Here is a 22,821-nt window from a genome sequence, read left to right as displayed (position 1 = left end):
AGTTATTTAGAAATTGCAGTACGTTCGTTATGCATCAAGATTCTCCAAATGATTCGTGGGCGATAAAGTTTGCGCAGTTTATAAAGCGCTTTGGCACACTGAAACTAAGTTTGCTGTTTGTTGTTGTTACGCTGGTTTTCACCCTTGGCGGTTCATACGTCATTCGGGTGACCATGGGCAATGAGGTTCAACCTGACGATTTTATTATCGCTGTTGTGCTCACCATGATGTCAGCCCCCTGGGTACTTTACTTCTTAAGTGAACTGGTTAAACAACTGGAAACTTCCCGCACGAATTTAAAAGAAGTGGTCAGCCAGCTGGAACGTTTGCGTGAGGAAGATGTATTCCTTAACCGCGAACTGCAAAGCAATATCCGCCAGCTTAATCATGAGATGGAACAGCGCCGTAAAGCGCAGGACGACCGTGAAGCGGTGTTTAAAGATCTTGAAAAAGAGATTGAAGAGAAATCTTTTTCAGAACAGCAGGCACGACACTTATCTACACTGCTGCGTTCCATCATCGATGCTTCACCGGATCTGATTTACTACCGTAATGAAGAAGGGCGTTTTGCCGGCTGTAACCGCATTGCGGAAATGCTCACCGGTAAGTCCGAAGCAGAGCTGGTAGGTCTGACCTTACATGATGTGTTTGAAGAAGAACTGGCCCGCCAGATTGTTGCTTCTGATCATGAAGTGCTGGAAACCAATGCCAGCATGACTGAAGAGTTGTGGTTGCGCTTTGCTGACGGAAAACGCCGTTACTTCGAAATGAAGCGGGTACCGTTTTTTGATAACGAAGGCACACGTTTAGGTTTGCTGGCTTTTGGCCGGGATATGACAGAGCGCAAACAGGCCGAGAATGCTGCTGCGAAAGCCAGTACCGATAAGACCCGTTTCATTGCCACGATTTCTCACGAATTGCGAACGCCACTGAACGGCATTGTGGGTTTAAGCCGCATGCTGCGCGACACGGATTTGAGCGAAGAGCAGTTCAACTGGGTCAGTACTATTTATGCCAGCGCGATTACGCTGGGCAATATATTCAACGACATCATCGATCTGGATAAGCTGGACCGGGATAAACTTGAGCTCAGCCTGAAAACGGTATCGCTGCGTGATTTCACCCAGGAGTTGTCCAGCATTATCCGTCTGTTAGCGGCAGACAAATCGCTGGAACTGATAACCGATATTCAGGAACCCTTACCGCAACTGGTGGAGGTTGACGGTACCCGTCTGCGTCAGATCCTGTGGAACATTCTGTTTAATGCCGTGAAGTTTACGCAGAAAGGGAATGTGAAACTGAGTGTGTCGGCAACGCCGGCAAAAGATGATATGACGGTGGTGACCTACGTGGTAGAAGATACCGGTGTGGGGATCCCTGACAGCGAAATTGAGAAAATTTTCGCCATGTATTATCAGGTAGACCATCCGGATCATCAGTCTGCAACAGGTACCGGTATTGGTCTGGCTATCTGTAAGCAAATGGTCGACTTGATGAACGGCGATATCCGCGTTACGTCAGAAGTCGGCAAGGGCACACGCTTTGAAATTGAGCTGCCGTTACAGATTTCTAACCGTCCTATGCAGGTTTCCAAACTGCTGGTGACCGATCTCAACATTCTGCTGGTGGAAGACATTGAGCTGAATGTGATGGTAGCAAAAGCGCTGCTTGAGAAATTAGGTCAGACAGTCGACGTGGCCATGACCGGTCAGGAAGCAATTGATAAAGCCCGTGAAAATCACTACGACCTTATCCTGCTGGATATCCAGTTGCCGGATATGACAGGGTTTGACGTGGCCAACACGCTGCGCGATGAAGATTTGGTTATGGGTACGCCGATGGTGGCATTAACGGCTAACGTGATTAAAAAGCGTGAAGAGTACCTGCAAAACGGTATGGATGACGTTATCGCCAAACCCATCAAGAAGAGCCGTGTGATTGAGGTGTTCAACAGTTTATTTGCTGAACCGGCCGCACCGCTGCATACTGAAGTGGAAAACAAGCCTAAGAAAACTGACAACAGCAAAGCGCTGTCTAATATTCTGGATATCGAATTGTTGCAAATGCTGGTGGATACCATTGGTGAAGATATGGTCCGTGCCAGCGTAAAAGTGTTCCAGGATAAAATGCCGGAGTACATGGAAATTCTTCAGTTGAGCCTGAGTGCTGACGAAAAGTCTGAAGTGTGCTCCCAGGCCCATAAAATAAAAGGTGCCGCCGGCTCTGTAGGGCTTTCCCGTGTGCAGCGCATTGCCAATCAGATCCAGCAGGGAGATCACCCTGCATGGTGGCAAAACGTGCATGACTGGGTTGAAGAGCTTCAGATGGCTGTTGCTCACGACATGAAAGCACTGCAAGAGTGGCTTAACTCACAAATGATTGAGGACTGATACAAAGCATGACCACGGAAGGTGAAGCCTTTTCAAATACGGTTGTCTCTGCAGACCAGCTGCCGTCTCTGGACACGCTGGTTTATGAGCCTTTGTCGCCGCGCTACAGAACACTGAATCTTGCTATCGCGGCGGCTATCTTCATCACCCTTCTGGTGGTCGTAAACTTCATCCGCTTTCAGCCTTTTGTCACATTACCGGAAGGTCTGCTGTTTGCCTGGCCTTTCGTAACGACAGGTCTTTTAGCCTTGTGGGGGCTGCTGAGTGTTTATCACTGGCTTGCTGATCCGTTGTTGCAGTTCTCACTCAGAGAGCAGGATTTATCTGTTCACAAGGGACTGATATTCCGCAGCATCACCTGCCAGCCGGTACTTCGTATACAGCACATAGAGCTCAAGCGCGGGCCGCTGGAAAGGCTGGCCGGACTGGCAACTTTGCAGGTCTTTTCTGCCGGTGGAGCAGGGCATACCTTTGAAATCCCGGGCCTGCCCGTGGCTCAGGCACAGAAAATTCGCCAGTTCATTCTTGATCACAAGGATGTGGGAGCGCGCTGATGCTGTCACAACAGGAAGCCGCTGTCTCCACCGGCGTTAACTGGCGCAGACTGGCACCGGTAGCGGTGATCTATTTCATTGTCTCCAATGTTCTCAGTTTTATCCGCCAGTTTATTGTGGTGCTTTCTGTACTTGCCTGGTCTGCCAGCAGCTTTGACTATCAGCAGTCGTTCTGGTTTATACCCGTCATGGTGGCCATCTTTCTGGCAACGATTGTCAGTGGCGTTGTGAGTTACTGGTTTTATCAGTACCGCATCCGCAACGAACACATTGAAATACGTAGCGGACTATTCAGGCGTCGCAATATTAATCTGCCGTTCTGGCGCATTCAGAATGTAAAAATTGAACAACCTTTTTACTACAGGCTTACCCATTACACCGTGGTGGTGCTGGATACAGCAGGTTCATCCGGAGAGGAAGCTAAAATTGTTGCCGTAGAACGGGATTATGCGCAGCAGCTCCGTCAGGCGGTGTTGATCTCCGGCAGACAGCATCAGGCCGGGACCACAGAGGATAAGACGCCAGAGGCAGTTGACACCGCGACGTCATCACTAGCGGATGATGAGAAGGTGATCAACCGCCGCAGCCTTTCCGATCTCATCATTCACGGACTGACCAATAACAGGGTGTGGATCCTGCTTGGTGCACTGACGCCTTTTTATGACGAGATATCCGGTTTTGTTTACGACTTTGTGGATGATCTCGGGTTATCCATGGATGCACTCTTCGCTGATCAGCAAGTACTCTGGTGGCAGGTAGGTTTATATGTCATTTCCACCATGCTGCTGATCCTCAGTGTGATGGCCATGGTGTCGGTAGCGGGGTCGGTGATCACGTATTATAACTACACGCTCACCCGCACATCGGACCGGTATATCCGTCGTTCAGGACTGTTCAGTTTGCAGGAAGTCAGTATGCGTGAGTCCCGTATACAAATGATTTCTGTCAGGCAGGACTGGCTGGATTATCTGCTCAAGCGTGCCAATTTCTTTTTTGAGCAGAATAAGACCGGTGACAAACAGGAGCAGGAATTACATGCGACTCATAAGATGCTGGTGCCGTCCGTCACCCTTGCTGAGGCACAGGCTCTGGCTACAGATGCAATGCCGGATAACAAGGTGTATCAAACAGGCTATAGCAGGATCAGCACCCGCTTTATCAGTCGCTGGATCCTGACGCTGGCTCTGCCTGCCTGTGCGCTGGTGTCGGCAATGGGCTATGCCCGTGAAGGCTGGCACATTTTCCTTATCACCATTCCGGCTTTTATGCTCGCCTGTGCAGGTATTTATTTGCGCTGGCGGCGATGGGGATTCGCCTGCGATGATACTTACTGTTATATCAGAAAAGGTATGGCAGGGATTGACCGCTACAGTTTTGCACTTTTTAAGGTTCAGCAGGTGGCACTGACTCAGAGTGTGCTGATGCAGCGCAGAGGGCTGGCCAATGTGCACTTTATTCTGGCAAGCGGCAGTATCACCATACCATACATTCCTTATGCGGTTGCCACAGCGCTGGCTGACAAAGCGCTGTGGCATGCCGAATCAGGCCGCCGCTCCTGGATGTAGCACCAGCTCTATTTCGTTTCCTCTTTTTCTGCCTGCTCTGCTTTCCACGCTTTAAAATCTTCATAGCGTTGTTCGTAACGCAGCACTTTACTGTGTGGATCGGCAATAACGGTATCTTTCGGATGCGCCGGTACACGACGGGTCTTTACCATATCGATAGTTATCACTTTTCCGTCGATGCTGACGTCGAGAGGCATAGGAAACGGTAAGTCATTTTCAGTCTTCCACGTAAAGGTGACGCCGTTGTCGTCGCGGGTAGTGATCAGCTCAGGAAGCGGGGCGTGATATAAATAAACATCAAAGAACCAGTCCATATTGGTGTCAGTTGCCGCATTGATATTGTCGATGAAGGTCTGTGTATCTGCAAATACCGGCTTGAAGTTCCCCGGAGCAGGATCAGGACGGCCATATACTGTGGTGGTAACTGCCCTGAAAAAAGCCTCGTCACCAATCAGATAACGCAGTGTATGCATAATCAGTGAGCCTTTCGCGTAAATGTCGCCGGCGGGCCCGCTTTCATAAACGTCTTCTTCCGACATCAGTTTGTTGTTTACGATGGGGTACTCATTAATGAGGCCTTTACGCTGGTTGTTCAGCAGCGCAAAATAAGACAGGTCACCATTGAGGTATTGGGCATACAGAGGTTGCATGTATGAACCTAACCCTTCGTGCAGCCACATGTGATCCCAGTTGTCATTGGTGAGCTGGTTGCCGAACCATTCGTGAGAAAACTCGTGCTGCATTAACCAATCGTAGCCGGTTTCATCTTTTTTGTAGTCATTACCATAAGCGTTAATGGTCTGGTGCTCCATGCCAAGATGAGGGGTTTGCACAATGCCGGCCTTTTCATCTGCAAACGGATAGGGACCAATCATCCGTTCGAAGAACGTGATCATGCCGGGAAGCTCATTAAATAATGCCCGCGCTTTATCGTCGTTGCCTTTTAAGTGGTAATACACCAGCGGAATAGTATTGCCATAGATACTGGTGAAATTGTCTTCGAGTATTTCGTAGGGAGCGATATTCAGTGCGATACCGTAGGTGTTATGCATCGACCTGGTATGCCAGTGCCAGGTTTTACTGTCACCGTTCTCTGTTGTGTCTGTCAGCACGCCATTGGCTGCAGCAACGAGATTGTCGGGCACGGTAATGAAAATATCTGCTGTAGCCGGTTCACCAAATGGCTGATCAATACAAGGCCAGAACAGATCACAGCCTTCACCCTGTACCGCTGTCGCTAACCATGGTTCGCCATCAGGTGTTTGTTCCCACATGACGCCGCCGTCCCAGGGGGCCCGTACCGGTGTACGGGGATGTCCCTGATACACAATCCGCAGCGTCGCGGGATAGGTGATAACCGTACTATTTTCAACGATCAGCTCACCTTGTTCGTTACGGTATGCGTCTGTGGTAAGTGGTTTTCCATTTAACCACACCGAAGTGATGGTGAAGCGGGTATCTAAATCCACAGAAAGATGTGTTTGCGGGTTGTCTGAGTTAAGCGTGAGTGTGGTATCACCAAATAACACTTCGTTCGTAAAGTCGAAGGAAAAATTGAGTCTGGCGTGGCTAACCGACAATCCCTTTTGATACGGGGCGATCTCACCGCCGCTTTTTAACGTGTAAGGTGTTGATTCAGTATTGTTTTGAGAAGAGGAAGTTGCAGCACAACCACTCAGCAGAGCGGCTGTCATTGCTATAGCAAGGGCATGTTTTTTCATTGTTCTTGTCCGGATATCTGTGTGGTTTCCATTCTTCACAGATATCCCGAAAGGTACAAACAGAACAGGACAAATGTCCTGTAATACAAGTTATATACAGGAAATCAATAGGTTGCCAGGTGATGTGCTGTTCAGACTGGCTAACTCACCTGATGCAATGCAACCGGAGAGGCAGGCTGGTTAACCAGCCATCGTTCTACCATTTGTATTAATGCGCTACTGGCTTGCGGAAATAGTGGTAAATGCCGGGCAAGCCACTGGCTAAACCCGGGCAACATGCCGGATTCAAACTCGGTAACCGTTTGTGCCAGCACAAACATGTCAGCGAGTGCCATAGTTTGTAAAAGGGCAGGAGCGGCCTGAATCGCCGGGAAATTCGTTTGTGCCAGGGTTTCGGGCGCGCCGCTGTCCGGCAAATTGAAACTGCGCATGGCAGATACCATGTCCGCAACCTTCTGACCAAAACACATCTCAACTTCATCACTGTCTGCGTAGTCGTCCTGCATGGAGCGTGTCAGCCAGGCCGCAGCCAGCATTTCCCGGTTATGGGGCAGCTTACTTAACAGCACCGCCAGTTCCCGCGGGTGGTGGATAAAGGTTGCGCCATTGTGGCGGCGTAAATGACCGGCTAATGCATACTTGCGTGCGGTAAACAGTGCAGCTGATGATACGTAATCATCTTCAACGAGTAATGCCTGCATAAGGACCTCTTACCTTCAATGTGTTATTGACAACGGACGCTCTGAACGGCGTCCTTTGAAGTCCCTATTACAAATAGTGTGCCTGTTTTTTCGCCGGTTTTTTGGCACTCAGGTTTTTAAACTGCCTTCAGGGTGTCAGAACGTCAGCGGGAACCCGCACCCATCCTTCCATCAGTACCCTTGCGCTGCGGCTCATTATTACCTTTTTTACCTGCCACTGGGCGTGATGATATTCAGCCTGTGCGCCGACTTTCAGTGTGCCGGAGGGATGGCCGAATACCACCTGACTACGTTCCCCGCCACCGGCAGCTTCATTCACCAGTGTGCCGGGGATACAGGCGGCAGTAGCAATGGACACAGCAGCAGTACCCATCATGGCATGATGTAACTTACCCATGGATAAGGCCCGGACATTCAGGTCAATATCCTGCTTCGCTATGTGCTTCCCGCTGGATGCCGTGTAATCTGCAGGCGGGCTGACAAACGCGACTTTCGGCGTGTGCTGGCGCGTGGCCGCTTCATCAATATGACCGATGAGGCCCATTTTCATTGCGCCGTGAGCCCGGATAGTTTCGAACATTGCCAGCGCTTTTTCATCACTGTTAATGGCATCCTGTAACTCTGTGCCGCTGTAGCCGCAACTTTCTGCATCAATGAAAATGGTGGGAATACCGGCATTGATCATCGTTGCTCTGAGCGTGCCAACACCCGGGACGTGGAGATCATCAACCACATTACCGGTGGGAAACATCGCGCCATCATCATCCGCAGGGTCCACAAAAGCGATTTCTACTTCTGCCGCCGGAAAGGTAACGCCATCCAGTTCAAAGTCACCGGTTTCCTGTACCTCACCGTTGGTCACGGGCACTTTGGCAATGATGGCTTTACCAATATTCACCTGCCAGATTTTCACGGTGACGATACCATTTTGTGGTATTGAGTCCTTATCAACCAACCCGTTGCTGATGGCAAATGCGCCCACCGCGGCGGTGAGGTTGCCGCAATTTCCTGACCAGTCTACAAAAGGCTTATCAATAGCCACTTGTCCGAACAGGTAGTCCACATCAAATCCTTCCCGTTCACTTTTCGACAGAATAACGGTCTTGCTGGTACTTGACGTTGCACCGCCCATGCCGTCCGTTTGTTTACCGTACGGGTCCGGGCTGCCAATGACCCGCAGCAATAACGCGTCTCTTACCGGGCCGGGTTGCTGTGCGGCTTCGGGCAAATCGGTGAGTTTGAAAAACACGCCTTTGCTGGTACCGCCGCGAATGTAGGTTGCCGGAATTTTAATTTGTGGGGCGAAAGTCATGGCTCTTTTCTCTTGTTAGATGATGCGGGGTGTTTGTCAGACTGGCTGGCACGCAGGCCAGTCTGAACCACTCTGGTCAGGTGTTTTCAGATTCTAGGAAATCCTGAGCAAAGCGCTGCAACACACCGCCAGCGGAATAAATGGACACTTCCTCAGCGGTGTCTAAACGGCATTTCACTTCTGCTTTGTCCGTTTCGCCGCCGGCGCGATGGATGATTAGCGTCAAAGTGGCGCCGGGTGAAATATCCCCCTCTACATCGAAGGTTTCAGTACCGTCGATATGCAGGGTTTTGCGTGTTGTGCCCGGCTGGAATTCCAGCGGTAATACACCCATACCAATCAGATTGGTGCGGTGTATGCGCTCAAAGCCTTCTGCCACAATCACTTCCACACCAGCAAGCCTGACGCCTTTTGCTGCCCAGTCACGGGATGATCCCTGACCGTAATCAGCACCCGCTACAATGATCAAAGGCTGCTTGCGGTTCATGTAGGTCTCAATGGCTTCCCACATGCGTACCACTTTACCTTCCGGTTCGATGCGCGCCAGTGAGCCCTGAACCACGTCACCGTTTTCCGTTACCATTTCATTAAACAACTTCGGGTTCGCCAACGTAGCCCGCTGGGCGGTTAAATGGTCACCCCGGTGGGTGGCGTAGGAATTGTAATCCTCTTCCGGTACGCCCATTTTCGACAAATATTCACCGGCGGCACTTGACGCCAGTATGGCGTTTGAAGGTGATAAATGGTCAGTGGTAATGTTATCGCCCAGCACGGCAAGGGGACGCATGCCTTTCATTGTACGCTCTGCTGCCAGCGCACCTTCCCAGTAGGGGGGGCGGCGAATATAGGTGCTCTTCGGACGCCATTTGTAAAGCGGATCCAAATCCTTGCCATAGTCGACTTTCAGATCGAACATGGGCTCGTACACTTGTCTGAACTGCTCTGGCTTAACCGCACTGGCGACAATGGCATCAATTTCTTCATCTGAAGGCCAGATATCTTTCAGCGTGACAGGGTTACCGTCACTGTCCGTACCCAGCACATCTTTTTCGATATCGAACCGCACTGTACCGGCGATGGCATAGGCCACAACCAGCGGCGGAGAGGCTAAAAAGGCCTGTTTGGCATAGGGGTGAATGCGGCCGTCAAAGTTCCGGTTTCCTGACAAGACAGCAGTGGAATATAAATCACGCTTAATAATTTCTTCCTGAATCTTCGGATCGAGGGCACCGCTCATGCCGTTACAGGTGGTACAGGCGAATGCGACAACACCAAAGCCCAACTGTTCCAGTTCAGATAAAAGGCCGGCTTCTTCCAGATAAAGCTTTACTGTTTTAGAGCCCGGCGCCAGCGAGCTTTTTACCCAGGGCTTTCTGATCAGTCCTCTGGCATTGGCATTGCGGGCCAGCAATCCGGCGGCAATAACATTGCGGGGGTTGCTGGTATTAGTACACGAAGTGATAGCCGCGATAATGACTGCGCCATCCGGCATTTTGCCATTTTCCTGTTCAACATGAGCGGCAATGCCTTTGCTTGCCAGGTCTGCCGTCGCTAGTCTTGCATGAGGATTAGACGGGCCGGCCATATTTCTGCCGACTCCGGACAAGTCAAAGGTCAGTACCCGCTCATATTCCGCTGTCATCAGGTCATCAGCCCAAAGGCCGGTGGCTTTCGCGTAAGACTCAACCAGTTCAACCTGTTTGTCTTCACGACCGGTCAGTTTCAGGTAGTCGATGGTTTGCTCATCAATATAAAACATGGCAGCTGTGGCGCCGTATTCCGGCGTCATGTTTGAAATCGTTGCGCGGTCGCCCACGGTCAGCGCCGACGCGCCTTCGCCGTAGAATTCAAGATAAGCAGATACAACACGCTCTTTACGCAGGAATTCAGTAAGCGCCAGAACGATATCGGTGGCGGTAATACCGGGCTGTGGTTTGCCGGTTAATTCTACGCCGACAATGTCAGGCAGGCGCATATAGGAAGCGCGGCCCAGCATGACACTTTCTGCTTCCAGACCGCCTACACCCACGGCTATCACCCCAAGTGCGTCAACATGCGGGGTGTGACTGTCTGTACCGACCAGGGTATCAGGAAAGGCAACGCCGTCTCTGGCGTGGATCACAGGAGACATTTTTTCCAGATTGATCTGGTGCATGATGCCGTTACCCGGGCCAATCACATCCACGTTTTTAAACGCCGTTTTGGTCCAGTTAATAAAGTGAAAGCGATCGTCGTTACGGCGGTCTTCTACTTCACGATTTTTTTCAAAGGCATCCGCTTCAAAGCCTGCATGTTCTACAGCCAGTGAATGGTCGACAATCAGTTGAGTCGGTACGACGGGGTTCACTTTAGACGGATCGCCGCCTTTCTCAGCGATAGCATCCCGCAGTCCGGCTAAATCGACCAATGCGGTCTGGCCCAGAATGTCGTGGCAAACCACGCGGGAGGGGAACCAGGGAAAGTCGAGGTCGCGCTTGCGATAAATTAACTGCTCCAGTGAAGCAGTGAGGTGTTCGGGTTGGCATTTTCTTACCAGGTTTTCCGCCAGCACTCTGGACGTGTACGGCAGCTTGTCATAAGCCCCCGCTTTTATGCTGTTTACAGCTTCACGGGTATCGTAAAAATCTAACCCGGTGTTTAAAAAGGGTTTGCGATAGTCCATATTCATAATCGGTCTTCTCCGGCAGGCAATGGCGGGCTGTGGCGGCCCGCCCGCAGCGCATCAGCGTTGTTCGATGGGGGTAACGGGACGTAATTCTTCGCCGGTATATTCGGCAGACGGACGGATGATGCGGTTATCCGCCCGTTGCTCCATCACGTGGGCAGCCCAGCCGGTGAGTCTGGACATAACAAAGATTGGTGTGAATAACTTCGTCGGGATCCCCATAAAGTTATAGGCAGAGGCATGGAAGAAATCGGCATTACAGAACAGTTTCTTTTCACGCCACATCACTTCTTCACAGCGCACAGACACCGGATAAAGCACTTTATCACCAACGTCTGCAGCCAGTTTTTCTGACCAGCCTTTGATGATTTCGTTGCGCGGATCGGATTCACGGTAAATAGCATGACCGAAGCCCATGATCTTCTCTTTGCGGGCAAGCTTACCCATCATCTGTTCTTCAGCATCGTCCGCCGAGGTGAAGCCTTCGATCATCTCCATGGCTGCTTCATTTGCACCGCCGTGCAACGGGCCGCGCAATGAACCGATTGCACCGGTAATGCAGGAATGCATGTCTGATAACGTGGATGCACACACTCTGGCGGTAAAGGTGGAAGCGTTGAATTCATGTTCGGCGTAAAGGATCAGGGAAACATGCATAACCTGTTCGTGAAGTTCACGGGGCTTTTCACCATGCAGCATGTGTAAGAAGTGAGCGCCGATGGAGTCATCATCAAGTTCGGTATCAATGCGTACGCCATCGTGACTGAAGCGGTACCAGTAACAAATGATACTTGGGAAACAAGCCAGCATGCGGTCGGTGACTGCAGCCTGCTCAGAAAAATCCTGTTCCATTTCAAGGTTGCCCAGTACCGAGCAGCCGGTGCGCAACACATCCATCGGATGGGCATCTTTGGGGATGCGTTCAAGGACTTCTTTCAGCGCTTGTGGCAACCCGCGCTGGCTTTTCAATTTTGCTTTGTAGGCCGCCAGTTCGCCTGAATCCGGTAATTTTCCTTTCAGAATAAGATGGGCGACTTCTTCAAACTGACAATGATTTGCCAGGTCTTTCACATCATATCCGCGATACGTCAGTCCTGAGCCTGACTGACCAACGGTGGAAAGTGCCGTTTTGCCTGCAACTTGTCCGCGAAGTCCGGCGCCGCTTAATTCTTTAGCCATGATCTTGTCTCCCGATTTTCATCGTGTGTAGGGTCAAATGTGGTGTGTTATTAATTTCGCCGTATTACGCCTTTGACTTTGAAAACAGCGCGTCGAGTTTTTGTTCGTAATCGTGATATCCCAGGTAATCGTACAGCTCCATGCGGGTTTGCATAGTATCGACAACTGCCTTCTGGTCGCCGTCGGTGAGTATGCTTTGATAAACCCGTTCAGCGGCTTTATTCATTGCGCGAAAAGCACTTAAAGGATACAGCACCATGTCAGCACCCCATTCTCCGAGCTGCGCTTTATTCCATAATTCGGTTTTGCCAAATTCGGTGATATTGGCAAGAATGGGCACATCCAGCGCCTCAGCAAACGCGCGGTAGTGGGCTTCGGTTTGAATGGCTTCTGCGAAAATACCGTCAGCACCTGCAGCAACATACGCTTTTGCCCGTTCAATGGCTTTTTCCAGTCCTTCCTGTGCGAAGGCATCTGTACGGGCCATAATGAAAAAGTCAGGATCGGTGCGGGCATCAACCGCCGATTTGATCCGGTCGACCATTTCCTCTGTGGACACGATTTCTTTGTTAGGGCGGTGACCACAACGTTTCTGCGCCACCTGGTCTTCCATATGCACCGCCGCTGCACCGGCCTTTTCCATATCGCGAATGGTTTTAGCAATATTAAAAGCGCCGCCCCAACCGGTGTCGATATCGACCATCAGGGGTAAATCGCAGGCTGAGGTAATGCGCTGCACATCAACGAGCACATCGTTTAACGACGTCATACCGAGATCCGGCAGGCCGTAAGAAGCATTGGCTACGCCGCCACCGGACAGATAAATTGCCTGATGACCAATTTGTTTTGCCATCATGGCGGTGTACGCGTTGATGGTACCGACAATTTGCAACGGCTTGTTGTCAGCTAACGCCTGACGGAATTTCTTGCCTGCACTGTGCATGAACTGTTCTCCGGTTAACTCTGTGATGTGATAAGTAACTTGCGTTCGATATTATTTTTCGAATACAAAATGTGTCTGCGCATGAGCATTTCAGCCAGCTCGCCGTCACGGTTGGCAATGGCCTGAACAACGTGACGATGTTCGTCGTAAGCGGTGGTAACGCGGGGACCGGCCATACCAAACTGCACGCGGTACATGCGCACCAGATGATAAATACCGTCAATTAAAACGGTAATAAGATGGGTGTTTTTGCTGCCCAGAACAATGCGGTAATGAAAGTCCACATCGCCGGCTTCCTGATAATAAGACTCGCCGCCTTTTACCTCGTCAAAATGATCATTGAGCAGGCCTTGCAGCGCGTTAATGTCCTGATCTGACATATTCTGTGCTGCCAGCCGCGCCGCCATGCCTTCAAGTGCTTCGCGCACCTGATACAGCTCTATTAAACCTTGCGGAGTGAGAGTAACGACCCGTGCGCCGACATTGGCCTTGCGTTCTACCAGATGGCTGGCGGTAAGACGGTTTATTGCTTCACGGATAATGGCCCGGCTGACATCATATTTTGTCGACAATTCCGTTTCACTTAACTTGGAACCCGACGGAATGACTCCTTCAACAATGTCGTTGCGAAGCTTGATAAACGTGCGATCCGCCTGTGTAACGGGGCTTTCAAAAGCGAGTTCCATAAACCTGTCAGTCACAATAAATATGTCTAAAGTGTCGACAATGTAGGCGGTTTTGGAGAGATAGTCAACCAAAAGGCGGTAGATTGTCGACAATCTTATTGAGCAGACGTAACTCTGCAGATCATGCGGTCAACGATATTTCTGAAGTAGAAGGGGAGCTATTTCAGTATGTTCAGCACAGTTTTGAAGGCGGGGTGATGACAGGTTTTCATTAACCTGAACACGATCATTTCAAAACTGGTGAGCCGGACGCCGGCGTTGTGCATATTATTGATGGCCAAATCACGATCTGCCTGCCTGCGTGATGACACACAATCGGTAACAAGGTGAACCTGATAGCCTGCAGCGGTCATATCGATTACCGTTTGATACACACAAACATGGGCTTCGATACCGGCAACCAGCCAGTTTTTCACTTTGCTTTTTGCCAGTTCAGACTTCAGAGCCGGTTCTGCAAAGCCGCTGAAGTGGTATTTCTCAATCAATGGAAAGGCATGAAGATACTGCTTTAACTGAGGGATTGTTTCGCCGAGACCCTGCGGGTTCTGTTCCAGCACGATAGCGGGTAGCGATAACGCTGTACAGCAGCGGATCAACTTTTCAGTCGTCGTTATGCACTGCTCACTGTCGTGGACCTGTCGGGCAAGCTTACCCTGTATGTCTACAATTAGCAGACCGCAATTATCTTCTGTCAGTTCATCGCTTTCTGTATTGAGCAGCATGTATTTCCTCTGATGTTGAGTAGCCGCATTACCGCTTCATTGTTCATTCAAATGTTATGACACCTTTGCGGCCCGCTTATTTAAAATAGCATCACCAGCGTTAGCAGGTAGTTTTGCGCTGTCTATGAGCGCAAGTAAAGAGACTGCGGCCATCATGTAAAAGGTCAGGCTGAAATCAAATACTGACGGATTTTCCGTTGAGGAGCCGGTGATCATGGTGGCCAGCGCAAGGGCGAGGGCGCCGGTGGTGATACCCAGACCACGTGTCATCTGCATGAGTACAGCACCTAAGGTATTGGCATCCCGCATTTCATTCTGCGGAATATCCGCGAAGCTGATGGTATTCAGGACGGTGAGGTGCATTGAGCGGTTCATGCCGCTGATAAACAGTACCAGCGCCATTAACCATGACGGAGTGGAAGCATCAAACTGGGCGATAGCGGCGAATCCGGCGGCAATAAATACAGTATTGGCCAACAGTACAGTGCGGAATCCGAATGTGTTCATGATCCAGGTTGTCGCCGGCTTGATGGCCAGGTTACCTGCAAACAACCAGAGCAGCAGCGTACCGGCTTCCACCGGTGTGAAACCCAGCGCCAGTTGGAGCATCAGGGGAATAAGAAACGGTGCGCTGGATAAGCCTATCCGGATTGCTGAACCGCCGATAACGGTTATTCTGAAGGTGGCTACAGACATCGCCTTCAGTGAAAAAAGCGGGCCGGGTGAAACAGCCATGTGTCTGAAGGTGAGAATTAATAAAACGAGTCCGCATGAGGTGAGAAGGCCGGGCACCAGCAGAGACTCAGGCCGGCCGCTGAAAGATTCCAGTCCCGCCATAAACAGGCCGAAACCAATCCCGCTTAAAAGAAATCCCGTGACGTCGAAGCGCTGCGGCTCACATTTATGATTTTCAATCAATACCATGCCTATGGTCAGGGCGATGATGCCAAGGGGGACATTCATTAAAAATATCCAGTGCCAGCTGAATGTCTGCGCTATCCATCCGCCGAGCACCGGGCCGATGAGCGGAGCAGCGAGGGCAGGCCAGGTAAGGATTGCCATGCCTCTTACAATCTGATTTTTCGGTAACGCCCGTAATACAACAAGCCGGCCTACGGGCACCATCATGGCTCCGCCGAGTCCCTGTAGAATTCGTGCTCCGGTGAAAGTATACAGGTTTGTACTGATGGCACAGAGTACCGAAGCAATCACGAATACACAGATTGCAGCACAAAAAACCGTTTTGGGACCCAGCCGGTCAGCTGCCCAGCCGCTGATGGGAATGAAAACAGTCACGGCAACCAGATAGGCTGATATGCCCACGGACAAATGGGCGGCAGCAACATTGAAGTCGGCAGCAATGATGGGCAGTGCTGTACTGATCACCGTTGCGTCAAGAATTTCCATAAACAGTGTGGCGGCAACCAGTAATGCGGTTGCTGTTTTGCGGTCAAATTTACTCATTATTTCCGTTTAAATTTTCGGTCAGCCGTCGTTCTGACGACGCAATTGATAAGCATCTCTGTAGATACCACGGGCAGCTTCTTTCGCAAACTCTGCGACTTCAGGGACTGATGCCTGACTGAAAGTCACTGCCGGAGCCGTGATCCCCACTGCTGCCACGACAATACCGCGGTTGTCCCGCACCGGCACCGCCAGACAACGCACATTTTCATTCAGCTCCCGTTCGTCGACGGCGTAGCCGAGAGCCGTAATGCGCTGAAGTTCCGCTTCCAGGCTGGCTTTGTCTGTTATCGTGTAAGCGGTATGTCGTTCCAGCGGATGCTCTGCAATGTATAAATCCAGGTTTTCTCTGTACAAAAAGGCCAGAAACACCTTGCCGGTGGACGAACAGTGCATCTGAGCCTGTCCGCCGGGACGTTTCGATACCATCAGCGGGTTCGGGCTGTCGACGACTTCCACGATAAGCACTTTACCGTTATTGGGTACTGCAAGGTGTGCAGTATGACCACTTTTCAGTGCAAGACGCTGAATGTGCGGGATTGCAAGCTGATGCATATGGTCTGCATTGATCATATGTAAACCAAGGCGTGTCAGTTCATTTCCGCAGCGGTAAATTTTTCCTTTTTTCTCCAGCATCTGCTCATGGCAAAGGGTACGCAGCAACCGGAACAGCGTCGTGCGCGGTAAATCGAGCTGCTGTTCAATGTCGTGCATGGTCATGCCCTGTGAAGAAGCTGCAAGTATGCGAAAGATCTGGCAGGCGTGAGTTACGCTGGGGATCAGGTATTTATCCATTATTCACCTTTTGTGCGTCTGCGGCCATGTCAATTTCGCTCTGGTGCAATGACATTCAAAAGAATGGCCCGGGAGGCGCTCTGAATCCGCAGAAACGCTATTGTACATGTTATTTCATAAGACGCCGACATTGCTGACAGGATGACCTTTGAGAGGATTTTTCCATATATGAAACGAAACGGCGAAACACACCGCCAGGCGTTTACTTTGGCGGGAATTATCGCCACCATTTCCGCCATAACTTTGTTTGGAGATTTTCCATGCGTATTGCATTAATGAATGAATTTAGTCAGGCGTCAAAAAACGCCGTTGTACTTGAACAACTTGAGTCTGTGGCTGCTGAGCAGGGTCACGAAGTGTTCAATGTGGGAATGAAAGATGATAACGACCACCGTCTGACTTATATCCATCTGGGTATTATTTCCGCTTTATTGCTGAACAGCAAAGCGGTTGATTTTGTTATTTCAGGCTGCGGTACAGGGCAGGGCGCGCTGATGTCACTGAACGCCTGGCCGGGTGTTGTTTGTGGCTATTGTATTGATCCTGCGGATGCCTATCTGTTTGCCCAGATTAATAACGGTAACGCGCTGGCATTGCCTTTTGCTAAAGGTTTTGGCTGGGGTGCAGAACTGAATGTGCGCTATATGTTTGAAAAAGCGTTTACCGGTGAAACGGGGCTGGGTTATCCACCGGAGCGTCGTGAATCACAGAATGCCAATGCCATTATTCTGAATGATGTGAAGGCGGCGACAAACAAGCCAATCCTTGAAGCTCTGGCAGCCTTACCTGAAGATTTACTGAAAACGGCAACCGGCGGTGCGCAGTTCCAGGAATGTTTCTTCAGTAACAGTCAGGACGAAGCGCTGAGTGCCTTTGTTAAGGAAGTGGTAAACAGTTAATCCGCGCAGCGGACAAAATAAGTTAAAAATTATCTGGCCCGGAAGCTAAAGCCGGAAATCAATAAACCGGATAATAAGTAACTTAATAAACGACTACTCATAAAAAATGCTGGCAGTGCCAGCATTTTTTATTTGTCTGTATCCGACCCGGATAAGCTGACGCTTACATGATCTCGAAGGCGCGGATGACCCGTGTAACACCATTCACGTTACGGGCAATGTCGACCGCATAGGTGCCTTCCTGATTAGTGACTCTGCCCATTAAAAACACTTCGCTGTTCTGAACAATCACTCTGACCTGCAAAGAAGGAACCCGCTCGTCGGCCACCAGCTTAGTTTTTACTTTTGATGCCAGCCAGATATCGTTGGCCTGTGTCGAGGCGTCAATGGGCATTGCCTGGCGGATTTGGTTGTGTACTTTTTTGACGTACTCTACTTTCTCCACACCGGCTATAGCTTCATCGATGAGGATCTGACTGGGAGCCTGTCCTGTGATGAGGGCGACACCGTTGTAAATATCGACCTGAAGATTTGCCCCTTTCTTCAGCGCTTCACTTTTGGACCACTGATAGGACACCTGACCTTCTGCGGTCTGGTCGTCCAACTGGGTACCGACTGTTCGCCGATCATTGGCGACTTTAGCTGTCAACGCGCCGGCTGCGCCGACGGCCACCACTGCGCAGCCCTGAACGCTGCTGAGCAGAGAAAATATAACCAGAGCGGATGCTGCCTTCCTTGTACTACACCACATTAATGTTCGTCTCCGTGATCTGCAGGGAATAATATATCATCTATACATTCACATAAATTGTGAATCACAAGTAGATGAACTTCCTGAATTCGCGCCGTTCTGTTAGACGGCACCCTGATTTCAACATCATGTTCACTGAGGAATCCGGCCATTTCACCGCCATCTTTTCCGGTCAGTGCGACGATAGTCATATCACGGGAAAGTGCGGCTTCCACGGCTGCAATGATGTTTCTTGAATTGCCACTGCTGCTGATGGCCAGCAGGATATCACCCGGTTGACCGAGTGCACGTACCTGACGGGCAAACACTTCATCATAACTGGCGTCATTAGCGATGGAGGTCATGGTTGAGGTATCGGTATTCAGTGCGATGGCCGGCAGGCTGGGACGATCCCTTTCAAACCGGTTAAGCATTTCCGATGAAAAGCGTTGTGCTTCGCTGGCCGAGCCGCCGTTGCCACAACTCAGAATTTTATTTCCTCTGATCAGCGCATCAACCATCATATACGCGGCTTTACCAATAGCTTCCGGTAATACCTCGATAGCAGAAATCTTGGTTTGAATACTCTCGGTAAAATTTTCTTTTATTTTTTCTATCATAGTATTTCACTGATCGTCCGCGGGCGTTCACGTTCTGCGAGCAACTCACGGTTTTCACACATTCTTAAGCCATTGTAACTTATCACCATCTAATGCTACCACATCCACTCTCGCGAGTGTGTGTATCGGGTTAAGACCACATGACAGTAAATAATGTTCAAAGGTGCGTTTGACTTTTCTGAGCTTTGAAGGCGTAACAAACTCTGCAGCGCTGCCGTAGCCGTCGTCATCACGATACTTTACTTCAATACAGACCAGGGTGTCATTTTCCCGCATCACCAGATCCAGTTCGCCGGTTTTCGCAGTGTAATTTGAGCACAAAAAAAGCAGGCCCTGTCCTTCGAGGTAGCTGCGGGCTGTTTGCTCAGCCCGTAAACCGGTATCTCTGGCGGTGGCCATAATATCAGCGTCCCGGTGCGGCAGCCTTTCCGGAGGAGAGCATTTGCACCGCTTCGTTGCTGATCACTGCCTGGGGCAGTCTACGTACAACATCGCCCTGACTGTTAATGCTGAGTGTACCGGTTAATCCGGACAATTTTGTTTGCGGTAAGGCCATCATGGATGGCATGTGAGGAAGCAGATTATAAGCGTCTACACCAAAGGCGAACAGTCTGGACATTTGCGTTGAACGCTGTGGCCAGAGGGTTTCTGAGCGGCTTTGCAAGGTTTGCCACTGATGCTGTGGCAACATCCAGGGCATGTCCAGGAAGCGTACATTCTGCAAATCACGCCACTGGTTTTTGGTGTCATCATACTCAATAGAACGGGAGGTGGCGAAAACCGGCACTGTCTGCCCGTTGAAAGGGCTCAGGCTGGCTTCTACCATGGGGTTCAGCAATTCAGTCTGCTCAGGCGATGCAAAAACAATGATGGCATCTACGTCCCGGCGGTTGCGGGGCACGTTGTACAGTTTTTCGTTAACCATGTACTCAATCTGCTTAATTCTGTCGTGACTTTGAGCCACGTCCAGCGACTGAGTAATGCCTTCACGCAGGCTATTGCTGTCGGTAAATTGCACGGTGGTTAATTTAACCTGTTTTCCCTGTGCTTTATTGCCATTTAATTCCTGCCAGCGGGTAGTGAACGCAGTCTCCATACGTTGATTGATGCTGTTCTGAGCAGAAACGACGATAGGCGTTTTAAATCCGTTCTGGTAAATATAATCAGCCAGCTGGGTTGCTTCATCTTCCGGCGCAAGGGCGAAGAAAGCTTGCTGAGAGGTGGCTGCGGGCTGAAGATTAAGGGCATTCCCGGCCTGTTCAGTGATGTCTGCCAGCGAAGGGACATCTGACGTCAACGTATTGCCTGTTAAACCTTGCAGGTTATCTCCGGCAGCTACCGCGTCGGCGCGGTTAAGGGCAAGCCGGTGGGTGCCGGCAGGGATACGGTGCATAATACCTTCGACATTTTCCTTCAATAGCGGCCCAATCACCCATTTGTAGCCATGTATTGCGCTAAGCAATTCATCCGCTGTTTTGTTCTGTGTATCAATAAAGTTCAGAGATACCGGCTGTTCACCTGCGCGCAGAGCACTGGCCTGGTCGTAATAAGCAGAAAGCAAACCTTCTTTAATTGTTGTGCCCGTTGCGCCAAGTTTACCGCTTAAAGGCAATAATACGGCTACTTCACGGGGGGGCTCTGTACGTAATTCCGCACCGGCAACGACACTGGCGGGCATATACTCACTGACCGGATGTCCGCGATAAACCTGATTGAACTGAACCAGTGCGCGGCTTAAGCCTGCCGGAGACAAACCTTCCGTTGCTGCCAGGTCATACAGAGCAAGGTAAGGCCGGAGTGTGGCTGAGGATGCCTGAGCCTGTTGTCGCTGAGACCGTGTGGCACGGTTAACCAGTGCCCAGATTTTTTCCACACTTTCTGCAGAAGGTTCCAGTGATTCTGCATACGCTTCTGCCGCTCCTGTCCAGTCATGCTTGCGCTCAAGTATCGTTGCACGCAGCGCCTGCTGGCGGCGCTTCAGATCACCAATCGTAGCAAGAGGAGACAGCAGTGACAGTAATTCGTCGTCGCTGGCAGCGTCATCGCCGTTATACAAAGTTGCAATCAGGAAATTCAAACGAAGGCGGTTTTCTTCTGCTACGCCATCTTCTTTTAATGACAGCAGTATTGCCTGTGCTTTAGTGCTTTCATTTTCTTGCAGGTACAGGTCTGCGGCATCAAGCAGATAGCGGTTACGCTGAACGGCATCATGGTTGTCCTCCCATGCAGACCGGGCTTTCTTAATCAGCGACTCCGGAGAGTCGTCTATGTTCACTACAGGTACCTGAGTGTTTGATTCAACCGGCGCGCGGGATTGCACGGTTTTAGGTGTACTGCCACAACCGGCGAGTACTAACGCGCTGGCAATGAGAGTGAGTTGTGAGAAGCGGAGGCAACCTGCAGACAAATTCACCGAAAATTCCTTCTGATGAGAAACCACGTCAGTGTAACGAAAACACACAGAAAATCTATGTTTGCAGCGATAAACTGTCCCTTCGTCATGCTACAATCCGGATACAACAGCTCCTGCCAGGGTGTCCGGCGGGCTACGCATCCGCTGCGCCGGTTTCAGCGCCGCCGCTAATGTCAGTTACCTGCGCTTTTTATTTTGTATGAGATAACACTATGTCTGAATCTGCAACGCTCTATATTGTTCCAACTCCGATTGGCAACCTGGATGATATTTCACCCCGGGCATTAACCGTTTTGTCGGAAGTGGACTGGATTGCAGCAGAAGATACCCGGCATACTCATAAACTGTTACAGCACTTTTCCGTCAATACACGCACACTGTCTTTGCATGAGCATAATGAAGATAAACGCACTGCCATGTTATGCCAGCGTTTAAAAGACGGGGAAGCTGTTGCTCTGGTCAGTGATGCCGGTACGCCTCTTATCAGTGACCCCGGGTTTATACTGGTTCGCCGTTGCCGTGAAGAGGGGATCCCTGTTGTGGCATTACCCGGCCCGTGTGCCGCGATCACCGCGCTGAGTGCATCCGGTTTGCCCACCGATAAATTCATGTTCGAAGGCTTCTTGCCACCCAAAACCGGACCGCGTAAACAAGTACTGGAAGGGTTGAGCGAACGGACATTCACAACGGTGTATTACGAGGCGCCAAGACGGGTACTGGATACTGTACAGGATGTTTGTGAGACCCTTGGCGAACACCGTCATGTTGTGCTGGCAAAGGAGTTGACCAAAACCTTTGAGACTTACGTTGATGGTGCAGCAAAGGACGTGGCTGAGTGGCTGCAGGAAGACCCGGTGCGTCAGAAAGGGGAATTTGTACTGATGATCAGCCCGGCTGCTGCTCAACAAAAAGCGTTGCCGCCGGAAGCATTATCACTACTGGCGTCACTTAAGCCGTTGTTGCCTTTGAAAAAAGCGGCAGCCATTGTTGCGGAACACTATAACCTTAAAAAGAATGCGCTGTATCAGGCTGGTCTGGAGATGGATGGGGAATAACCGGAAACCGGAGATACAGTCATCACGGATGATGATTATTGATCCTCAGTTCATGCTTGCGAATACAAATCTGCACAGTAAAAAAGGAAAACAGGAGCGACCATGATTGAAAAGACGTTGTCTATCGAAATCAACAAGGGAACATGGATGCTCGACGTAGTGTCCGAGCGTAATGATGACGGTGTTTATGATCTGATTTACCCGCATAAAGAAGCGAAGATCCATGTGCACGAAGAGCACATGTACGGGCTGGAGTACAGTATCAGTGCTCCGGAAGGGACGGAGTTTAAGATTCTGCTGGACGGAGAATTGCTGTTGGACGACCGCGTCAGCCACACCGGTATCTGCCGCGGTAGCTGTGTTATCTAACCTTCGTTCTTTTTCACCAGGGCGTCACGGATTTCCTG

20 protein-coding genes are annotated in these 22,821 nt (G+C 50.5%); 6 read left to right on the top strand and 14 right to left on the bottom strand.

Annotated features, from left to right (window positions below):
* The first annotated feature begins 29 nt into the window (after positions 1 to 29).
* Genes arcB through DS731_RS15995 form a run of 3 tightly spaced genes read left to right on the top strand, consistent with a single transcriptional unit; the run spans position 30 to position 4,509 of the window.
* On the top strand, positions 30 to 2,390 hold the full coding sequence (arcB, locus tag DS731_RS16005; protein WP_119502281.1) for an aerobic respiration two-component sensor histidine kinase ArcB: 2,361 nt from the start codon (positions 30 to 32) through the stop codon (positions 2,388 to 2,390).
* Between the two features lie 8 nt (positions 2,391 to 2,398).
* On the top strand, positions 2,399 to 2,944 hold the full coding sequence (locus tag DS731_RS16000) for a PH domain-containing protein (protein WP_119502280.1): 546 nt from the start codon (positions 2,399 to 2,401) through the stop codon (positions 2,942 to 2,944).
* Positions 2,944 to 4,509 carry a PH domain-containing protein gene (locus DS731_RS15995; RefSeq protein ID WP_119502279.1) on the top strand — a complete coding sequence of 522 codons (1,566 nt, stop codon included), beginning with the start codon at positions 2,944 to 2,946 and terminating at the stop codon, positions 4,507 to 4,509. Before DS731_RS16000 ends, DS731_RS15995 begins: the two co-directional genes overlap by 1 nt.
* Before the next feature lie 8 nt (positions 4,510 to 4,517).
* Here DS731_RS15995 and DS731_RS15990 read toward each other — a convergent pair whose 3' ends face one another.
* The 10 genes from DS731_RS15990 to DS731_RS15945 all read right to left on the bottom strand — a co-directional run bounded on the left by DS731_RS15990 (position 4,518) and on the right by DS731_RS15945 (position 16,697).
* Entirely contained in the window at positions 4,518 to 6,230 is a 1,713-nt protein-coding gene (locus DS731_RS15990) for a M1 family metallopeptidase (RefSeq protein ID WP_119502278.1), read from the bottom strand.
* A 140-nt stretch (positions 6,231 to 6,370) separates the two neighbouring features.
* On the bottom strand, positions 6,371 to 6,931 hold the full coding sequence (locus DS731_RS15985; protein ID WP_119502277.1) for an HD domain-containing protein: 561 nt from the start codon (positions 6,929 to 6,931) through the stop codon (positions 6,371 to 6,373).
* Between the two features lie 127 nt (positions 6,932 to 7,058).
* The gene (gene prpF / locus DS731_RS15980; protein WP_119502276.1) at positions 7,059 to 8,243 is read right to left on the bottom strand and encodes a 2-methylaconitate cis-trans isomerase PrpF; all 1,185 of its coding nucleotides are present in this window, start codon (positions 8,241 to 8,243) and stop codon (positions 7,059 to 7,061) included.
* A 76-nt stretch (positions 8,244 to 8,319) separates the two neighbouring features.
* Entirely contained in the window at positions 8,320 to 10,911 is a 2,592-nt protein-coding gene (gene acnD / locus DS731_RS15975) for a Fe/S-dependent 2-methylisocitrate dehydratase AcnD (protein ID WP_119502275.1), read from the bottom strand.
* A gap of 54 nt (positions 10,912 to 10,965) precedes the next feature.
* The gene (gene prpC, locus DS731_RS15970) at positions 10,966 to 12,087 is read right to left on the bottom strand and encodes a bifunctional 2-methylcitrate synthase/citrate synthase (protein WP_119502274.1); all 1,122 of its coding nucleotides are present in this window, start codon (positions 12,085 to 12,087) and stop codon (positions 10,966 to 10,968) included.
* A 64-nt stretch (positions 12,088 to 12,151) separates the two neighbouring features.
* Positions 12,152 to 13,030, bottom strand: a complete 879-nt coding sequence (prpB, locus tag DS731_RS15965) for a methylisocitrate lyase (protein ID WP_119502273.1) — start codon at positions 13,028 to 13,030, stop codon at positions 12,152 to 12,154.
* A gap of 14 nt (positions 13,031 to 13,044) precedes the next feature.
* Positions 13,045 to 13,716 (bottom strand): GntR family transcriptional regulator, encoded by a 672-nt coding sequence (locus tag DS731_RS15960; protein ID WP_119502272.1) that lies wholly within the window; start codon positions 13,714 to 13,716, stop codon positions 13,045 to 13,047.
* Between the two features lie 158 nt (positions 13,717 to 13,874).
* Positions 13,875 to 14,438, bottom strand: a complete 564-nt coding sequence (locus tag DS731_RS15955) for a hydrolase (protein ID WP_119502271.1) — start codon at positions 14,436 to 14,438, stop codon at positions 13,875 to 13,877.
* Positions 14,439 to 14,492: 54 nt separating this feature from the next.
* Positions 14,493 to 15,902: an MFS transporter gene (locus DS731_RS15950; protein ID WP_232373385.1), complete on the bottom strand. Its 1,410-nt coding sequence runs from the start codon at positions 15,900 to 15,902 to the stop codon at positions 14,493 to 14,495.
* 21 nt (positions 15,903 to 15,923) lie between these two features.
* On the bottom strand, positions 15,924 to 16,697 hold the full coding sequence (locus DS731_RS15945; RefSeq protein ID WP_119502270.1) for an IclR family transcriptional regulator: 774 nt from the start codon (positions 16,695 to 16,697) through the stop codon (positions 15,924 to 15,926).
* A gap of 260 nt (positions 16,698 to 16,957) precedes the next feature.
* Here DS731_RS15945 and DS731_RS15940 point away from each other — a divergent pair, with 260 nt between their 5' ends.
* Positions 16,958 to 17,596, top strand: coding sequence for an RpiB/LacA/LacB family sugar-phosphate isomerase (locus tag DS731_RS15940; protein ID WP_119502269.1), 639 nt, complete (start codon positions 16,958 to 16,960; stop codon positions 17,594 to 17,596).
* A gap of 163 nt (positions 17,597 to 17,759) precedes the next feature.
* Here the strand turns inward: DS731_RS15940 and DS731_RS15935 are convergent, their stop codons facing one another.
* From DS731_RS15935 to DS731_RS15920, 4 genes are read right to left on the bottom strand one after another with little or no spacing between them, the layout of a single operon-like run.
* Positions 17,760 to 18,347 (bottom strand): BON domain-containing protein, encoded by a 588-nt coding sequence (locus DS731_RS15935; protein WP_119502268.1) that lies wholly within the window; start codon positions 18,345 to 18,347, stop codon positions 17,760 to 17,762.
* Positions 18,347 to 18,946, bottom strand: a complete 600-nt coding sequence (locus DS731_RS15930; RefSeq protein WP_119502267.1) for a phosphoheptose isomerase — start codon at positions 18,944 to 18,946, stop codon at positions 18,347 to 18,349. Before DS731_RS15930 ends, DS731_RS15935 begins: the two co-directional genes overlap by 1 nt.
* Positions 18,947 to 19,000: 54 nt before the next feature.
* On the bottom strand, positions 19,001 to 19,345 hold the full coding sequence (locus tag DS731_RS15925) for a YraN family protein (RefSeq protein WP_119502266.1): 345 nt from the start codon (positions 19,343 to 19,345) through the stop codon (positions 19,001 to 19,003).
* 4 nt (positions 19,346 to 19,349) lie between these two features.
* Entirely contained in the window at positions 19,350 to 21,359 is a 2,010-nt protein-coding gene (locus tag DS731_RS15920; RefSeq protein WP_161599168.1) for a penicillin-binding protein activator, read from the bottom strand.
* Positions 21,360 to 21,571: 212 nt separating this feature from the next.
* Here DS731_RS15920 and rsmI point away from each other — a divergent pair, with 212 nt between their 5' ends.
* Both rsmI and DS731_RS15910 read left to right on the top strand, forming a co-directional pair.
* Positions 21,572 to 22,414: a 16S rRNA (cytidine(1402)-2'-O)-methyltransferase gene (gene rsmI / locus DS731_RS15915; RefSeq protein WP_119502264.1), complete on the top strand. Its 843-nt coding sequence runs from the start codon at positions 21,572 to 21,574 to the stop codon at positions 22,412 to 22,414.
* A gap of 102 nt (positions 22,415 to 22,516) precedes the next feature.
* Positions 22,517 to 22,783, top strand: coding sequence for a hypothetical protein (locus DS731_RS15910; RefSeq protein WP_119502263.1), 267 nt, complete (start codon positions 22,517 to 22,519; stop codon positions 22,781 to 22,783).
* The last annotated feature ends 38 nt before the right edge of the window (positions 22,784 to 22,821 follow it).

It is taken from the genome of Alteromonas sp. RKMC-009 (genome assembly GCF_003584565.2).
GTDB lineage: Bacteria > Pseudomonadota > Gammaproteobacteria > Enterobacterales > Alteromonadaceae > Alteromonas.
The sequence above is the reverse complement of the archived record's forward strand: the minus strand, read 5'-3'. Positions and strand labels throughout refer to the sequence as shown.

Coding starts and splice junctions, on each gene's coding strand:
- DS731_RS15955 (WP_119502271.1), bottom strand. CDS start 14,438: ATGCTGCTCAATACAGAAAGCGATGAACTGACAGAAGATAATTGCGGT.
- DS731_RS15930 (WP_119502267.1), bottom strand. CDS start 18,946: ATGATAGAAAAAATAAAAGAAAATTTTACCGAGAGTATTCAAACCAAG.
- DS731_RS15940 (WP_119502269.1), top strand. CDS start 16,958: ATGCGTATTGCATTAATGAATGAATTTAGTCAGGCGTCAAAAAACGCC.
- prpF (WP_119502276.1), bottom strand. CDS start 8,243: ATGACTTTCGCCCCACAAATTAAAATTCCGGCAACCTACATTCGCGGC.
- prpB (WP_119502273.1), bottom strand. CDS start 13,030: ATGCACAGTGCAGGCAAGAAATTCCGTCAGGCGTTAGCTGACAACAAG.
- DS731_RS15935 (WP_119502268.1), bottom strand. CDS start 18,347: ATGTGGTGTAGTACAAGGAAGGCAGCATCCGCTCTGGTTATATTTTCT.
- DS731_RS15925 (WP_119502266.1), bottom strand. CDS start 19,345: ATGGCCACCGCCAGAGATACCGGTTTACGGGCTGAGCAAACAGCCCGC.
- prpC (WP_119502274.1), bottom strand. CDS start 12,087: ATGGCTAAAGAATTAAGCGGCGCCGGACTTCGCGGACAAGTTGCAGGC.
- rsmI (WP_119502264.1), top strand. CDS start 21,572: ATGTCTGAATCTGCAACGCTCTATATTGTTCCAACTCCGATTGGCAAC.
- DS731_RS16000 (WP_119502280.1), top strand. CDS start 2,399: ATGACCACGGAAGGTGAAGCCTTTTCAAATACGGTTGTCTCTGCAGAC.
- DS731_RS15945 (WP_119502270.1), bottom strand. CDS start 16,697: ATGGATAAATACCTGATCCCCAGCGTAACTCACGCCTGCCAGATCTTT.
- DS731_RS15960 (WP_119502272.1), bottom strand. CDS start 13,716: ATGGAACTCGCTTTTGAAAGCCCCGTTACACAGGCGGATCGCACGTTT.
- arcB (WP_119502281.1), top strand. CDS start 30: ATGCATCAAGATTCTCCAAATGATTCGTGGGCGATAAAGTTTGCGCAG.
- DS731_RS15910 (WP_119502263.1), top strand. CDS start 22,517: ATGATTGAAAAGACGTTGTCTATCGAAATCAACAAGGGAACATGGATG.
- DS731_RS15950 (WP_232373385.1), bottom strand. CDS start 15,902: ATGAGTAAATTTGACCGCAAAACAGCAACCGCATTACTGGTTGCCGCC.
- DS731_RS15985 (WP_119502277.1), bottom strand. CDS start 6,931: ATGCAGGCATTACTCGTTGAAGATGATTACGTATCATCAGCTGCACTG.
- DS731_RS15990 (WP_119502278.1), bottom strand. CDS start 6,230: ATGAAAAAACATGCCCTTGCTATAGCAATGACAGCCGCTCTGCTGAGT.
- DS731_RS15995 (WP_119502279.1), top strand. CDS start 2,944: ATGCTGTCACAACAGGAAGCCGCTGTCTCCACCGGCGTTAACTGGCGC.
- acnD (WP_119502275.1), bottom strand. CDS start 10,911: ATGAATATGGACTATCGCAAACCCTTTTTAAACACCGGGTTAGATTTT.